A 16,269-nucleotide genomic window follows, 5' to 3' on the forward strand; every position below is an offset into this window, starting at 1 on the left:
TCATCATCACAGACAAAAGTGAAGCACTCAGCTTCACTTTTTTGTATGCTAAGATAGCGAAAAGTCACCAAAATCTATTGTCATTTCCAACCACTTGTAGATGTACAGTAAAGCGACTAACCTTAACAACAATGAGACCTGACAAGGGATGTTTGGTGGAAGATACCATTTTGAATTCAGACTTTAATCTCGACAAATTTTCTTGTCGCAATTGTGCCAACAACACCCAGTTATGCTTTGATTTTACCATGGCCTTTCAGCCCATTATTAATATTAAGCAACAGCAGATATTTGGCTATGAAGCCTTAGTGCGGGGCCTAAATAATGAATCGGCCTTTTCCATTATCTCCCAAATCACTGAAAATAATCGTTATGCCTTCGATCAAGCGTGTCGCGTGAAGGCCATTGCATTAGCATCCAAGCTTGAGCTTGATAGCATGCTGAGCATCAATTTTTTACCCAATGCAATTTATCAGCCCGAACGCTGTATTCGCACCACTCTTGCCGCCGCCAAAGAGTATGGCTTTCCCACCGATAAAATCATGTTTGAATTTACCGAAGTGGAAAAAATCGAAGATGGCGATCACGTTCGGCGCATAGTCGAATACTACCGCTCGCTGGGATTTATCACAGCAATCGATGACTTTGGTGCCGGGCATGCTGGACTGGGGTTATTAGCCAATTTTCAGACTAATATCATTAAGCTCGACATGGATCTTATCCGCAATATCGACCAAGACATTGCGCGCCAAGCGATTGTAAAACATACCCTTAATATGTTTAACGAGCTCAACATCACCTGCTTAGCCGAAGGCATAGAAACTGTCGAAGAGATGGTTTGGCTGCGTGATATTGGTATTGACCTGATGCAGGGTTACCTGTTTGCCAAACCGGGATTTGAGCACCTGCCACACGTCGACTTTTCACAATTTTAACGCCTCAATCGCCATCTAAGATTAAGAGAGCAACCAAGGCTTCCTCATCGTTAGGCCTCAACGTTAGGACTGTATGAGTGAGTCTGCTATCGCGCGGCATGAAGTCGCGCCTTTGCGCCACCATAACCCTATTCAGCTTACTCTCATAAGCGAGCCATCAACTCACCAATCAACCGTTTGCCTGCGCCCCAAAAGCCATAACCACAGTAAGCCACACGCAAGGTAAAACACGAGTTAAGCACGCTCACGACCATTAACGCCCCCTGTTTTACTCTCGAGCCACTTTTTTACAATTGAATAATCCTGATATGCCCTCGATATCTCTGCTTTAGGTTTCATAACATCTCAAGGGGCGAAACAAGCCACTAACAGTCAGCGAAATCAACAGTGATATACACCAAGTATTTATTAAATTGCACGATAAACAGCCAAGCGTATTGCTGATATTTTGATTGATATTTTTTGATTTCTCAGCGGCCAAAACAGTGTGATTAAGTTCAATATACGTCAAAAAAGCTAGCCTCATAATAACGCCACTCATGCACTCCTTGCCGCTTACGCTTTCATCGCCGAATCCCGTATTGGTTGAGTTCCATGAGAGACAACGTTTGTCGCTATACCCAGAGCCAATGCCTCTAAGGGTCATTGTCTTATGGCGCGAATGTGCAATAGATAACACGAATAATTGTCTGATCACGTCATGAGCTTCATGGCATATTTAAGGAAGTCTTACTCAATGAAATCTGGTCTACATATCGCCTTAATCTGCATTGCATTAAGCCTCAGCGCTCAAGCTCAGGCTTTTGATGCAGCATTGGCTCAAAGCTATCAGCAGCAATTTAACAACGCCAAAGGTGCCGCTGTCGGTAAAGCCATCGGCCTGATGGGCCCAGACGCCTTTATCAAGCTAACGCAATCAAATAAACCAATGCTTGCCATCGACATTCGTACTCCCGAGGAGCGCGGCATCTTTGGTCTAACGATAAACCACCAAAGCGCCATTAACCTTAATGAGCTATTTACCCCTGACAATCTCGCCAAGATCCCAACCGATAAACCTGTGGTATTAGTGTGTAAATCGGGCCTTCGCGCCATGGCTGCAGCGACGGCGCTGCGTCATCTGGGTTACGACAATGTCAAAGTACTCAAAGGTGGTTTTGCCAGCCTAACAAAACAAGTCAGCCCTCAATTGGCGCAATAGAGTCGGCCCAGATGAAGATGGCCAACGGGTGGCAGACGCAACAACAGAGCTCAGCTGATATCTTCAGCTCGGCCCCCAAAGGAGGTGATACACCAAATACGGTTTAATGTGTCGATATTTATCATCTGTTTATTATCTCTGCATTTAGGCAGCCTGTAAGGGCTGCCCTTTTTTATCTACTGCATCGCCGCATAAATGTGAGCTAAACGGGTATCTTTGTTGCCATTGGGTTGGCATCTGACTGTGGAAATTGTTAGGGTGTGATGCGCTCAAACCTTGTTTGATGCTACCTCTTTATATTTGCTCAAAGGAATCACCTATGTCACGTCTGTTACTCCCCTTATTCACACTGCTTTTCATGACATTTGCGATACAGGTTAATGCCGCCAACAATGATGAAACGGTAGACACTCCTACATCAACGGCCCCTTTGACTCACTCCCAAACCGATATTCTCGATAGGCCTCTGGTTGAGCGCTATATTCTCGATGAACTCAAGCTATTAAGAAGCGAGCAACAAGACCTTGAGCGTCGCATGATAGTGAGCATTACCGACCGCGAACTGTCGGTTGCCGACAAGTCGCTTAACTATGCCAACGTGACCGTAACCTACTTCTTTTATATTATCGCTGGCGTCGCCTCGCTTATCGCCTTTATCGGCTGGCAATCACTGCGCGAGATAAAAATGAATACCGCCAAACTCGCAGCCGACCAGCTCGATAATATTACCGAACAATATGAATCTAAATTTAAGGAACTGGAAAACGAGCTTAAACGTAAGAGCCGCATCATCACCAAGAACAACCGTGATATTGAAATTATTAATGAAATTCATACGCTGTGGTTACACGCCCAAGGCGCGCAAACCCCAGAGCAAAAAATCGCGGTGTACAATGAGATCTTAACCATTCGCCCGGGCGATCTCGAAGCCATGACTTCCAAAGCCGATGCCGCCATGGAGATGCGCGAGTTTAACTGGGCGCTCAGCCTGTGTAATCGCGTGCTCGAAGTCGACTCTAATAATGCCCATGCCCTCTATCAACGTGCCTGCGCCTTCGCCTGCCTAGGGCAGGAAGATCGCGCCTTGTCGGATCTGCAGCAAGCCATCGAGAACAGTGTCTCCTTTAGAGAGGTAGCCGCCAATGAAGCCGACTTTGCGAACCTAAGAGACAACCCAAGGTTCGATATTCTTATCTCATCGACCGAGAGTTAATACAACGCCTGTTCGGCAGGGGCGTGAGTTTGAAGGTCGTACCTTCATTGCTACTTAACGCCTGTCCGGCGAGGAATGTGCAAACACTCTTTTGGCTCGCCGAGATTCCATCCAGGGAGGCTCCACGGCGACATCCTGTCGCCAAGGGCCAAAACCGCGTTTACACTGGGTCATTTCGTTTCTTCGATGTAGCTTCATTGGGTAAGGTGAGTGACGTGTTAGCTGACATTTAGCTGAGTTCTTATTTATTGAATGTGTTTGAAGGTCGTACCTTCATTGCAATCTATCACCTGCGGTGAGGATTGATTAAGCGTTAACCTTCGCTGCTATCAATCACCTGCCGTGGGCATATGTGCAGATACTCCTGCTACACGCCGTAAATCCGTCCGTGGAGGCTCGACGATGGCATCCCTGCCATCAACGTCCGCAGCCGCATCTGCACTGGGTCATTAACTCTCTTCGATGTAGCTTCATTGGGTAAGGTGAGTGACGTGTTAGCTAACATTTAGCTGAGTTCGTATTTATTGGATGTGTTTGAAGGTCGTAACTTCATTGCTACTTAACGCCTGTCCGGCGAGGGCTGTGCAAACACTTCTGCGGCACGGTGAGTGAAGCATAGCTTCGTGCTTACGAACGAGAGACAGGGTGAGCTTGGCGACAGCCATATACTCGCGAACGAGAGACAGGGATGTCGAACTGGCATTTGTATATGGATATATTTTGCCGAACTGGCTTTTAGACATGGACGTTGTTCAAGCGCAATCCCTGTGGGCTCTACGCCAGCATCTGATGTGAATGGATTCACAAATGCCGCGATGACAGGGATGTCAAAGAGCGGCCATGCAGACAAAGGCCGCAGCCGCGTTTACACCTATATCTAACGTCTCTTCGATTTAGCTTCATTTGTTACTGGTTGATACAAATTATTATTTTTTCGGGAAAAGTATATTTAAACATGACGTAACATATTGATTACAAGCAGCAAGGTAAATTAAAGTATCACCACTCAAGGACAGGCCTTGGTCAACTCGACTCAAACATTGACCATCCATTCTGGGAATAAAAGCCATCCCACTTCCTAAGAAAGTTTGCTCTGCCCCTGTTTAATTGACCCTGTTTATTTAATTAGCTTATTTAGCTACAAGTGATATAAAAAGGAATTTTATATGATGCGATTTATCATGCTTGGATTACTGTTAGTTGCCAATGCAGCCAACGCAACATCAATCGATGAGCATACCGAAGATAAAGCACAGATACGCAACCTGCTACACCACTTATATGCTGATGGCAAAGATACTCATTTTTCTGCAGAAACATACTTATACAATTATTTTTTACCAGCCGACTTAAAAAGACTTCATGTTGTTTCCGGTGCTAACGGTGAACGTAAAAAATGGAATAAAATGCTACAAGCCTTTGATGTTAAGAATGAAAGGTTTCAGCAGTATTTAGAAATGTTATCGAATGCAGAGCACGCTTCAATCAAATTCTTTACCGGTAGAACTGGTGAGTCTCAGGCAATCATAGAAGTCGAAGCGCCAAGACAACCACGCTTTACTAAATATCAAGGGAAATGGTATGCATCAATGTAACTCTAGGATAGAAAAAAATACGCTCAGTAAATATGCCTTATTGACGCTATCGTTATTGATCAGCGCAAATACTTTGGCTGTCGATTGCCAGCATGATGTTAAATATCATTCTAGTCTGAAGGCAAGAAATTTTCTGGTAGATGTTTCGGTAGGGTTGCCTGCCAATTTTGACTCTTCGGGTACATTAGAAATAAGTGGTTTCAAATGTACGTCCGAAGTCACTGCAGAACAAAACTTTAAGATGTCGATGAGCAAGCAAGCATCACTACCTCAGTTTGACATAATTTATACTGATCCTGATGGGGTTAGATTCAACAACATTATGCAAGCTAGCGTCTTTCCATGGAGCAAGTCAGTAAGAGTCGATATGCAATCTACAGTACTCGCTGATTTATTGAAGAATATTCCCGAATTTCGACATTATGAAGAAAAAGACAAGCCCATATTGTTAGACATGGCAAGCGATTCTTCGTATCTAAAAAAATGGGCAGAATTACGCAGTAAACGCACCGCCAAAAATCCATTGTTATACGCTTATCCACTTCCCCAAAATGAACATGATTTGCTGTTGCTCGCTATCGACGAGTTCAACGAAAAATACCAACAGCTTCAGCAGAGTCATATAGATAAGATCGCTAAGCAACCCGATGAGGTGCTCTCAGAGCTATTTACAAAATTAAAAGCAGGTAAGCTAACTGATGATGCCTTATCGGGTTATTTAGTTAAAAGTAGAGAATATAGTGATCGGTATGTGCAAGAGCTTCTTGATAAACAGATCAAGGAGATTAAAAAAGTTGAGTTGTTAGAAAACAAACCCGTCGACGGAAGGGCCTTTGTGAATGTCACATATAACACTCAATCAAATCCTACGGTTGTAGAACAGAAGTTTTTCATGAAGCGAGTTCAATCTCAATGGTTAATATTTTCTGCTTATAACCTACGTGTAGTGCCAAATTAGGTATTGATACATGCCTTGTAGTAGTGGCCAAATTTAATGTGCCACTACAGTTTGAAACTCGTACCTTCATGGCAATCTATCACCTGCGATGAGGGTTGATTAAGCGTTAACCTTCGCTTTAACCAATTGCCTGCCGCAGGCCTATGTGCAGATACTTCTGCTACACGCCGTAAATCCGTCCGTGGAGGCTCGACGATGGCATCCCTGCCATCAACGTCCACAGCCGCATCTGCACTGGATTATTAACTTTCTTCGATTTGACTTCATTGGGTAAGGTGAGTGACGTGTTAGCTAACATTTAGCTGAGTGCTTATTTATTGAATGTGTTTGAAGGTCGTACCTTCATTGCTACTTAACGCCTGTCCGGCGAGGAATGTGCAAACACTATTTTGGCTCGCCGCAAGCACATCCATGTGGGCTCTGCGAAATCATCCATGATTTCGAAGGCCAAAATCGTGTTTACACTGGGTCATTTCGTCTCTTCGATTTGGCTCTATTGTGGGCGATTGGGAAGGAATCTTTGGCCTAATTTGTATTTACAGGAGATTTGAAGGTCGTACCTTCATGGCAATCTATCACCTGCGGTGAGGGTTGATTAAGCGTTAACCTTCGCTGCTATCAATCACCTGCCGTGGGCATATGTGCAGATACTTCTGCTACACGCCGTAAATCCGTCCGTGGAGGCTCGACGATGGCATCCCTGCCATCAACGTCCGCAGCCGTATCTACACTGGGTTATTAACTCTCTTCGATGTAGCTTCATTGGGTAAGGTGAGTGACGTACTAGCGAACATTTAACTGAGTGCTTGTTTATTGGATGTGTTTGAAGGTTGTACCTTCATGGCAATCTATCACCTGCGGTGAGGGTTGATTAAGCGTTAACCTTCGCAGTTATCAATCACCTGCCGTGGGCTTATATGCAGATACTTCTGCTACACGCCGTAAATCCGTCCGTGGAGGCTCGACGATGGCATCCCTGCCATCAACGTCCGCAGCCGTATCTACACTGGGTTATTAACTCTCTTCGATTTGACTTCATTTACTAGGCATTGATGCAAGCTGTTATTTTTACGTAAAAAATCACACCAAAATGTGACATAACATGTTGATTACAACCAGCCGGATAGATTAAAGTATCACCAATCAAGGACAGAGCTAGGCCAAATCGAATCAAACATCGACCACGCCATTCAGGGAATGAAAAAGCCAGCTACAAAGCGCCAATCACCTCCCTTAAAAAGTTAACTCTGACCCCATTTATTTACATGCTTGGTCTCCAACCTTACAAGGTAGCGTACCTTGCAAGGTCTCACTAATAAGTTGTTATAAATAGGAGGAGTAATGATCGAAGAGATCGAGAAATGGATACATCGAGTGAATTCCTCACATAGGGAAGTGCGTCGGTCTTGCTCCGTCCTTGAAGAACATTTCAACGGTTTCTACTCGCCTGAATTTCTGAAGACAGCGTTTTTCGTTGTTACCGACGAAATCCCGAAGCCTGATTTTCTAGGACTCAGGGAAGCAGGTTTAGGAGGCTTCATTGACATGGACGTGGATGGTATTACCTACAACGATACCTATTACGTAAAGAAAGAAGCTGCAAACGAGCTTCGACTTCACTTCCATGAATTGGTTCATGTGCTGCAATGGCGTGAGCTCGCGCCTCAAGGTTTCATAGAGCGCTACATTCGAGAGATTCAAGATTTTGGGTATGATAACGCTCCGCTAGAAAAGATGGCCTACGCCTTAGATGGGCATTACCAAAGTAAGGGACGGCATCTCAGTATTGAGCAGTTTGTCCAAGAAAGTTTATAACAATTTGCGTCACTCGGACACGCTAAAGTGCGCCGATACTCTCCGCGTTAACACTACAGGGTATTCAGTATGAGAGATTTAGGTCTTATGGGAGAAAGTACATTCAGTCTATGGTGTGCTGAAGTAGGTTTAATTCCAAATGGCTCTCAGATTGATAGAACTGGATGGGATTTTTTTGTTGAGTTTCCATTTGATTCAGATCTGTCTCCCCAAAAAATTCATAAGCCTGCGTTTGAATGCAAAGTTCAAGTTAAAGCCACAGATAAGAATTGTAGAAAGTTACCAATTACTCTCTCAAATTTAAGGCGTCTAATTACTGCTCAAATGCCTGCTTTTTTTGTTTTTATTGAATTCGATAAAAAAGAAGTAGCCCAAAGAACTTATGTTGTTCATGTGGACAACGAGCTCATATCAAAGGTTTTAAAACGACTACATAAAATTGAGCACAGCGAAGAGGATAACGCTTTCAATAAGCGAACAATGACAATTCACTATGATAATAGTAATCTTCTTGAAATGTCTAATGGCAATAGCTTAAAGAACTGTTTTTTAGGCTATATAGGTGATGACACTTCTGAATATATTGCAAATAAAAAGTCTCACCTAGAATCTACAGGCTATGAAGACGGGTTTGCTCAAATTACTTTTACAACCGAGGGAGAAGAAAATTTAAAATCTCTAATAGATGTTTCTCTTGGTATTAAAGATGAAGTAGAAATAGCAAAATTTAGAGGTGTCGATACTCGGTTTGGTATTTTAACCAGCAACCCATCATTTGATTCTGATGGTGGAAAGCTAGCAATGCCAAACTTAAAGCCAACAGCAGAAGGTAAAATTAAGTTTAAAGAAGATAGGCTCTCTGCTGGATTATCATTCGAAAGTAAGTTTTACAATTCCCCTTTTAATCAGATGGTTCCAGATGAGCTCAAGAAAATGAGAGTTGAAGGAGAGTTTTTTGATTTGAAATTCAACCCTTTTACTGGCGCAGCTAGTTACTCATTTTCGTTTGGTGAAGGAATAAGGATGGAAGTTAAAAAATTCAGAAATGCAGTTAAGCTACTAAACTTAATAAGTAAATCAGAGAAAAAGGTCTTCGTCGAACTGCTTTTTGATGGGTTACCTAAGCTAGAATTTGGAGCTGGTTGCAATGATCTGGAGTTTGACTTCTCAAGAGAACTAAAAGCACTCGATAGTGCAGTGAAAATTATGTCAGATTTTGAGGTCACAGATCTTGTTGATATTTCATTTGATGAGGTTTCTCGCTACGAGACTCAGATATGTCAAATGGAAGATATGCTTGCTTCATCTCCAAATTTATTCAAAGTAGAGTTTGGAGTGAATGGTGACGGATATGACCCAAGTAAAGAAACCGCCTGTATATTTTTGGTTACGACTCCAATTGGTAGTCATATTTTTGGAGTTATTCTAGTTATTACTGGCAGCGTTGAAGAAATTGAAGGTGATAGATATAGATTGATAACAAAAGATGTAGTCATTGAACAAAGAATAGTTTCAGAAAAAGACGAAACGATTTCTAATGAAGATTTAGTCTCTGCGATAGAGTCTATAGAAAAACAATATGACAATGATTTTTCAGTCGTCACCATGTTTGATAAAAGTGCTAGCAAGGCCATCAAGTCGGTTTCGTAACAGTTGGCTTGGTTCCGCTTCGCTGCATATTTTAGCCAATTATTACTCTCCGCTTATGGCGGCGTTATTTTTACCAAAAAATTAGTGGGGCAGAGTAAACACTCGGCAAAAGAGCATTTCCCATAATGATTTTACGGCTAGACCTTCCTTGACAAGGATGTCACGGCAGAGCCTGCAGGGATTGTACTTGAACAACATCCCTGTTTAAGAGCCAGTTCGGCATCCATGCCTCTCGTTCGTTGGCTCGAAGCAGCGCTTCACTCTCCGTGTCACAGCAGTACCTGCACGAAAGGCCTGCGGCAAGCAATTGATTAACCATGAAGCTATGGTTTAAAGCGCCCCTCCTAGTAGCTGAATCAGTTAGATGCTTAAACAACAAAATGAAGTAACACATTCTCTCACCGCACCAAAAGTGTTGCTGACACATAAGCCCACCGCAGGTGATAGATAACAGTGAAGGTGCGACCTTCAAACACACTAAATCAATAACAAAGCCTCCAAAACCTCCCACAAGGTCAAATCGAAGAGATGGATAACCCAGTGTAAACACATTTTTGACCTTCCGAGGCATGGATGCCGAGGCAGAGCTCACAAGGACGTGCTCGTAGCGTGTCAAAAATGTGTTTGCACATAAGCCCACCGCAGGTGATAGATAACAGCGAAGGTGCGACCTTCAAACACACTAAATCAATAACAAAGCCTCCAAAACCTCTCACAAGGTAAATCGAAGAGAGCTAATAACCCTGTGCAGATGCGGCTGCGGACGTTGATGGCAGGGATGCCATCGTCGAGCCTCCACGGACGGATTTACGGCGTGGAGCAGAAGTATCTGCACATTCCCCGCCGGACAGGCGATTGATAACCATGAAAGCTAACGAAACAGTTGGCTCGCTAACCCCTAAAAGGCCTTGGCCAACAAAACCCCAATATTACCCAATTTGTTATTCGACAAATCCCCTCCCCCTCTGGTTTAACAACTCACTTTTAGTGTAAAATCTCCCCTTTCGTCAATCATCAAGTCAGACTCAGCCAACATAGAGCCAGATAATGCCAAACGCCCTGTTTTACCTGATGCCGCAAACACTTCCTAAAGCTGGGCAACCTGCTGTCGCAGCAGCTACGGTGACATCGGCGCTCGATGATGTTTACCGTTTGGCGTGTCAACTTGCGCAGCAAGCGTTTGCTTGCCAGCAATTGGTGTATATTCATTGCAACGATCAGCAGCAAGCCTATGCCATTGACGAAATATTATGGCAATTTGAGCCAACAGCATTCGTGCCCCACAACCTAAAAGGTGAAGGGCCAACGGGCGGCGCGCCAGTGGAAATTGGCTTTGATAAGCTCGGCCCCAATAAAAATCGTCATCTTCTGATAAATCTTGCAGACCAAGCGCCGCAATTTGCGGTAAACTTTGGCCAGATTATCGACTTCGTTGCTAACGATGCAGCCATGAAAGCGACCGCCCGCGATCGCTATCGTCAGTATCGCCAGTTAGGGATCCCCCTGACGACCCAACAACCAATTAATTAGTTGAGAAGCACACGCTCCTATGGAAAAGACATACAACCCGCAGTCAATCGAACAAAGCCTCTACCAAAACTGGGAAGAGAAAGGTTACTTTAAGCCGCACGGCGATGAGTCAAAAGGCAACTATTGCATCATGATCCCGCCACCAAACGTGACGGGCAGTCTGCATATGGGCCATGCCTTCCAAGATACCATCATGGATACGTTAACCCGTTACCAGCGCATGAAGGGCAAAAACACCCTTTGGCAGGTGGGTACCGACCATGCGGGTATTGCCACCCAGATGCTGGTTGAGCGCAAAGTAGAAGCCGAAGAGGGTAAGAGCCGTCACGATTTAGGTCGCGATGCCTTTATCGAGCGTATTTGGGATTGGAAAAACCAATCGGGCGGCACCATCACTAAACAGCTACGTCGTCTTGGCGCATCGGTTGATTGGGATCGTGAGCGTTTCACCATGGACGAAGGGATGTCTGAAGCGGTACAAGAGGTGTTTGTTCGTCTGTATGAAGATGAGCTCATCTACCGTGGTAAGCGCCTAGTTAACTGGGATCCAAAGCTGCACACCGCGATCTCTGATCTCGAAGTTGAGAACAAAGAGAAGCAAGGTAGCATGTGGCATTTTCGCTACCCGCTGGCCGATGGCGCACTGACCGCCGACGGTAAAGACTACCTTGAAGTGGCCACTACGCGACCTGAAACCATGCTAGGTGACAGTGCCGTTGCTGTGCACCCTGATGATGAGCGTTATCAATCACTGATTGGCAAATTTATCCTACTGCCTATCGTTAACCGCCGTATTCCGATCATTGCCGATGATTACGTCGACATGGAATTTGGTACCGGTTGTGTGAAGATCACCCCAGCCCATGACTTCAACGACTACGAAGTCGGTAAACGTCACAACCTACCTATGTTCAACATCTTAACCATGGACGCGGCGATCCGCTCAACGGCCGAAGTGGTTAACAGCGACGGCACCGCCAACAACGAGTTAGACAACGCTCTGCCAGAGCGTTATGCCGGCCTTGACCGTTTTAAAGCCCGTAGTGCCATTGTTGAAGAGTTTGAAACCTTAGGCTTGCTGGGCAAAATTGATCCCCACGGATTAAAAGTGCCTTATGGCGATCGCTCGGGCGTGGTGATTGAGCCACTTCTTACCGACCAATGGTATGTTGCGGTTGCGCCAATGGCGAAAACTGCCATGGAAGCGGTTGAAAATGGCGATATCAAATTTGTCCCGCAGCAGTATGAGAACATGTACAACTCTTGGATGCGTGACATTCAAGATTGGTGTATCTCGCGTCAGCTATGGTGGGGACACCGTATTCCAGCTTGGTATGACGAAGCAGGTAAAGTGTATGTGGGCCGCGACGAAGCTGAAGTACGTGCTAAGCACGGCTTAGCCGACACCCTTGTGCTACGCCAAGACCCTGATGTACTGGACACTTGGTTCAGCTCAGCGTTATGGACCTTCTCAACTTTAGGCTGGCCAGAAGACACTAAGGCGCTTAAAACCTTCCACCCAACCGACGTGTTGGTGACAGGTTTTGACATTATCTTCTTCTGGGTGGCGCGCATGATCATGATGACCATGCACTTCATTAAAGATGAAAATGGCAAACCACAAGTGCCATTTAAGACGGTCTATGTGACCGGCCTTATCCGCGATGAAGCGGGTAACAAGATGTCTAAGTCTAAGGGTAACGTGCTCGATCCTCTGGATATGATTGACGGTATCGACCTTGAAGCCTTAGTCGAAAAACGCACTGGCAACATGATGCAGCCTCAGTTGGCGGCTAAGATTGAGAAGAGCACCCGCAAAGAGTTTAGCGAAGGCATCGAAGCCCACGGCACCGACGCGCTGCGTTTCACCTTGGCATCAATGGCCTCTACTGGCCGCGATATCAACTGGGACATGAAGCGTCTCGACGGTTACCGCAGCTTCTGTAACAAGATCTGGAACGCATCACGCTACGTGTTAATGAACACCGAAGCACAAGCCGATGATGCTGCAGATGATGCAGTAGGCGAGCCATTAGATTGTGGCCAGCATGGCGGTGAAATGGAGCTGTCATTAGCCGATCGCTGGATTATCGGTCTGTTTAACCAAACCGTGAAAACCTATGACGAGCATATGGAAAGCTACCGCTTCGACCTAGCGGCAAACACCATCTATGAGTTCACTTGGAACCAGTTCTGTGACTGGTACTTAGAGCTCACTAAGCCTGTGATGCAAAGCGGCACTGACGCCCAGCTGCGTGGTACTCGCCATACCTTGGTGACCATCCTTGAAGCGATGCAGCGCCTGATGCACCCCATGATGCCTTACCTGACTGAGACGATTTGGCAGCGCGTTAAACCGCTGGCAGGCGTTGAAGGCGACACCTTGATGTTGGCAGCGTTCCCTGAGTATCAGGCGGACAAAGTCGATGCAGTTGCGATGGAAGACCTTGAGTGGGTGAAGCAAGTGATCACTGCGGTACGTAACATCCGCGCTGAGCTAAACATCGCACCAAGCAAGCCGCTTAATGCACTGCTGCGTGGCGTGAGCGAGCGCGACAAGGCCCGTATTGAGACTAACCAAGCCTTCTTTAAGACCTTGGCTAAACTTGAAAGCATGACCATTCTTGGCGACGACGACACCGCACCTATGTCAACCACGCAGTTGATTGGTGACATGGAGCTACTGATCCCGATGGCGGGTCTTATCGATGTGGCGGCCGAGATGGCGCGTATCGACAAGCAGCTTGAGAAACTAGCCGGCGAGTTTAAGCGTATCGAAGGTAAGCTGTCTAACCCAGGTTTCGTGGCGAAAGCCCCTGCTGCCGTGATTGAAAAAGAGCGCGCTAAGCAGGCAGAATACCAACGTGATATGGACAAGCTCACCGAGCAAAAAGCAGAGCTTGCCAAGCTAGAAGCTTAACCCCGTTTGCGAGCTACAAGGTTTTAAGGCTGGAAGGTCTGAAGACTTGAAGACTTGAAGACATAGATAGCAATAACCGCTTAACAAGAAAGGCAGTCATAAGACTGCCTTTTTTATTGTCGACATTTTTATTGCCTAACGCCTTTATGGCTTAAGTCTAAAGCTATGGCGTTAGAGGTTGAGCCAAAAAGGCTCACACCTTGTAATAAGCAATCTCTTGCGCCATCGACTCGGCCAGCTTTGCCAACTCTTGGGTCGCGGCATTGCTTTGTTCGGCGCCTGCGGCGGTCTGCTCTGCAATATCATTGATGCTGGTGATATTAATATTAATCTCTTCGGTTACCGCACTTTGCTCTTCTGATGCGGTAGCAATTTGTGCATTTAAGCCATTGATCTGCTCAATACTTTGCATAATTTGCTGCAGCGCATTACCCACCAGGTGCGACTTATCGACACTTAATTTAACCTGCTCGGTGCCGCGTTCCATCATCACCATAGAGTCTTTAGCCCCCTGCTGCAGACGCTGGATCATCTTTTGGATCTCTTCGGTCGAATCCTGTGTGCGCCTCGCAAGCGAGCGCACCTCATCGGCTACCACGGCAAAACCACGCCCCTGCTCACCCGCTCGCGCAGCCTCAATCGCCGCATTCAGTGCCAGTAAATTAGTTTGCTCAGATATGGCTTGGATCACTTCAATCACGCTGCCAATCTCATTTGAATGCTGTGATAGCAGGGTCATCGCCTGACTGGCACCTTCAAGCTCGGTGGCCAAGGTCTGGATCACCGCCATGCTCTCATTGACCACGGTTTGACCATGGTGAGCCGCGTCATTGGCGGCTGCGGATACATGGGCTGCTTCGGATGCATTGGCTGCAACTTCGCGAACGGTAGCGGTAAATTCATGTATCGCTGCGGCGACCTGTTGGGTTTGCTGCTGTTGTTCAACCACACTACGCTGGGTTTGAGTCACCACCACAGAGTTTTCTTCAGCAGCGCTGGCCAGTTGCGCTGTCGACCCATGGGCATTTTGTACCACCTGCTGAAACCTAGCGGCTATCCGATTGACATAATTGGCTATATGGGCAAACTCATCATCGCCCCCTAACGCGATACGCTGGGTTAAATCACCACTAGCAATATCATCGGCGGTCTGTTCAAGTTGTACAACCGACTGATTTACTCTGCGAATAATCAGCGTGGCACTGAATACGATCACTAACATACTGATACTGGAAAAAAGCACCACTAACAGAATATACAGTGCCATATTGTCTTGAAATGTTTCATAGCTAAGCTCGCCTTCATTAATTTGCAGGTTTAAAAAAGCCTGCGCTTGGCGGGTGATCTCGCTCAACATGGGATTAATTTGGGTGAGTAATATATGATTCGATTGCGTATAGTCGCCTTGGCTGAGCGCGGCGATGGCGGGGTTAAAACCCGCACTCGTCACTTTATCCAGTGAGGTGGCCAGCTGCTGTACTAACTCATGCTCTTTTGGAGCTAAATCTGAGGCTAAGATTTCGTTATCGACCACATCATGCAAGCGTGCCAGCATCGCTTGGCTATCTTCAACATGCTGACTCGCAGGATGATTGTGCATGGTAGCAAATTCACTCGAAGGATCATGCTGAAACCCCAGTAATAAGGCACTGCGCGCCCCTTCTAAGGCATTTAAAATTTTACCGGCGCGAATACTGTGCTGCATGCCTTGGCTGTATAAGTCGCTGATGGAGTCGCCCGCATCTTGCATACCGGTTATCCCCTTATAACCCAATAGAGAAAAAGAGAGGATGACTAAAAACACATTAAGCTTTAATTGAAAGCGAACCGATTTAAAACGCTCGAAAAAGCCATGAGTTTGAGATGGCGTAGCCTGTGTAGTGGCTTGCAACGATTCATTTTTTAACCTAGACATACCTATTTTCCTCGACTCACCCATATTCAAAAATAACAGATAGCTGATGATGTATGTACAGGCTTATCTGCATAACACACGCGGTATTTACTCCCTTGGAGGGAGAGCAATGCCATCAATTCCCCCCAATATTATTAACAATTATCATCATAAAAAACAATGTTTTATACCTAAAAAGTAATACTAATGACGGATAAAAACCCTAAATATCACGGCAGTAATAATTTAATCAGCGTCAAAAAATACAGTTAAGCATTGTTTTTATTGGTTAATTCACATTAAAACTGCTTTATCATTTCAATACCATCACAATGGCGCCTAAATGAATGGCGCCTAAATGATCATAGAATGTTAATGGTGAAACAATGGTTACCCCTACTCGTATTGGGATTGATGGTTTGTGGTGGCGAAGAAAACACCGCCCCTAGCCCACCAGACAGTGGCACAGGTGGTATTATCCCGCCTACGCCCCACCTACCACACCGGCTCCTGAGCCTAATCCTAATCCAGTACCAAACCCTGAACCAGAGCCCCTAA

General features: G+C 45.6%; 11 protein-coding genes. 10 read left to right on the forward strand and 1 reads right to left on the reverse strand.

What is annotated here, in order from left to right:
- The first annotated feature begins 155 nt into the window (after nt 1-155).
- The 9 genes from DVO77_RS11465 (at nt 156) to DVO77_RS11505 (ending at nt 13,817) form a co-directional block, all read left to right on the forward strand.
- Nucleotides 156-935, forward strand: a complete 780-nt coding sequence (locus DVO77_RS11465) for an EAL domain-containing protein (protein WP_249038158.1) — start codon at nt 156-158, stop codon at nt 933-935.
- Between the two features lie 736 nt (nt 936-1,671).
- The gene (locus tag DVO77_RS11470; protein ID WP_119978430.1) at nt 1,672-2,136 is read left to right on the forward strand and encodes a rhodanese-like domain-containing protein; all 465 of its coding nucleotides are present in this window, start codon (nt 1,672-1,674) and stop codon (nt 2,134-2,136) included.
- Between the two features lie 319 nt (nt 2,137-2,455).
- A complete protein-coding gene (locus DVO77_RS11475; RefSeq protein ID WP_249038159.1) occupies nt 2,456-3,349 on the forward strand; it encodes a tetratricopeptide repeat protein in 894 nt (297 codons plus the stop codon).
- 1,166 nt (nt 3,350-4,515) lie between these two features.
- Nucleotides 4,516-4,944 (forward strand): hypothetical protein, encoded by a 429-nt coding sequence (locus tag DVO77_RS11480; RefSeq protein ID WP_119978431.1) that lies wholly within the window; start codon nt 4,516-4,518, stop codon nt 4,942-4,944.
- Nucleotides 4,931-5,902 (forward strand): hypothetical protein, encoded by a 972-nt coding sequence (locus DVO77_RS11485; RefSeq protein ID WP_119978432.1) that lies wholly within the window; start codon nt 4,931-4,933, stop codon nt 5,900-5,902. Before DVO77_RS11480 ends, DVO77_RS11485 begins: the two co-directional genes overlap by 14 nt.
- A 1,341-nt stretch (nt 5,903-7,243) precedes the next feature.
- Nucleotides 7,244-7,717, forward strand: a complete 474-nt coding sequence (locus tag DVO77_RS11490; RefSeq protein ID WP_119978433.1) for a hypothetical protein — start codon at nt 7,244-7,246, stop codon at nt 7,715-7,717.
- Nucleotides 7,718-7,786: 69 nt separating this feature from the next.
- Nucleotides 7,787-9,367: a DUF4365 domain-containing protein gene (locus tag DVO77_RS11495; RefSeq protein ID WP_119978434.1), complete on the forward strand. Its 1,581-nt coding sequence runs from the start codon at nt 7,787-7,789 to the stop codon at nt 9,365-9,367.
- 1,047 nt (nt 9,368-10,414) lie between these two features.
- Nucleotides 10,415-10,897, forward strand: a complete 483-nt coding sequence (locus tag DVO77_RS11500; protein WP_119978435.1) for a DNA polymerase III subunit chi — start codon at nt 10,415-10,417, stop codon at nt 10,895-10,897.
- A gap of 19 nt (nt 10,898-10,916) precedes the next feature.
- Nucleotides 10,917-13,817 carry a valine--tRNA ligase gene (locus DVO77_RS11505; protein ID WP_119978436.1) on the forward strand — a complete coding sequence of 967 codons (2,901 nt, stop codon included), beginning with the start codon at nt 10,917-10,919 and terminating at the stop codon, nt 13,815-13,817.
- A gap of 193 nt (nt 13,818-14,010) precedes the next feature.
- On the opposite strand, the gene DVO77_RS11510 is transcribed toward DVO77_RS11505, so the two are convergent.
- Nucleotides 14,011-15,732 (reverse strand): methyl-accepting chemotaxis protein, encoded by a 1,722-nt coding sequence (locus tag DVO77_RS11510; protein WP_119978437.1) that lies wholly within the window; start codon nt 15,730-15,732, stop codon nt 14,011-14,013.
- A gap of 354 nt (nt 15,733-16,086) precedes the next feature.
- Here DVO77_RS11510 and DVO77_RS19035 point away from each other — a divergent pair, with 354 nt between their 5' ends.
- Nucleotides 16,087-16,269, forward strand: a complete 183-nt coding sequence (locus DVO77_RS19035) for a hypothetical protein (protein ID WP_162924184.1) — start codon at nt 16,087-16,089, stop codon at nt 16,267-16,269.

Source organism: Shewanella algidipiscicola (assembly GCF_003605125.1).
Classification (GTDB): domain Bacteria; phylum Pseudomonadota; class Gammaproteobacteria; order Enterobacterales; family Shewanellaceae; genus Shewanella; species Shewanella algidipiscicola.

Excerpts from the sequence above, each read along its gene's own strand:
- DVO77_RS11470 (WP_119978430.1), top strand. The coding sequence starts at position 1,672 with ATGAAATCTGGTCTACATATCGCCTTAATCTGCATTGCATTAAGCCTC.
- DVO77_RS11475 (WP_249038159.1), top strand. The coding sequence starts at position 2,456 with ATGTCACGTCTGTTACTCCCCTTATTCACACTGCTTTTCATGACATTT.
- DVO77_RS11480 (WP_119978431.1), top strand. The coding sequence starts at position 4,516 with ATGATGCGATTTATCATGCTTGGATTACTGTTAGTTGCCAATGCAGCC.
- DVO77_RS11485 (WP_119978432.1), top strand. The coding sequence starts at position 4,931 with ATGCATCAATGTAACTCTAGGATAGAAAAAAATACGCTCAGTAAATAT.
- DVO77_RS11490 (WP_119978433.1), top strand. The coding sequence starts at position 7,244 with ATGATCGAAGAGATCGAGAAATGGATACATCGAGTGAATTCCTCACAT.
- DVO77_RS11495 (WP_119978434.1), top strand. The coding sequence starts at position 7,787 with ATGAGAGATTTAGGTCTTATGGGAGAAAGTACATTCAGTCTATGGTGT.
- DVO77_RS11500 (WP_119978435.1), top strand. The coding sequence starts at position 10,415 with ATGCCAAACGCCCTGTTTTACCTGATGCCGCAAACACTTCCTAAAGCT.
- DVO77_RS11505 (WP_119978436.1), top strand. The coding sequence starts at position 10,917 with ATGGAAAAGACATACAACCCGCAGTCAATCGAACAAAGCCTCTACCAA.
- DVO77_RS11510 (WP_119978437.1), bottom strand. The coding sequence starts at position 15,732 with ATGTCTAGGTTAAAAAATGAATCGTTGCAAGCCACTACACAGGCTACG.
- DVO77_RS19035 (WP_162924184.1), top strand. The coding sequence starts at position 16,087 with ATGGTGAAACAATGGTTACCCCTACTCGTATTGGGATTGATGGTTTGT.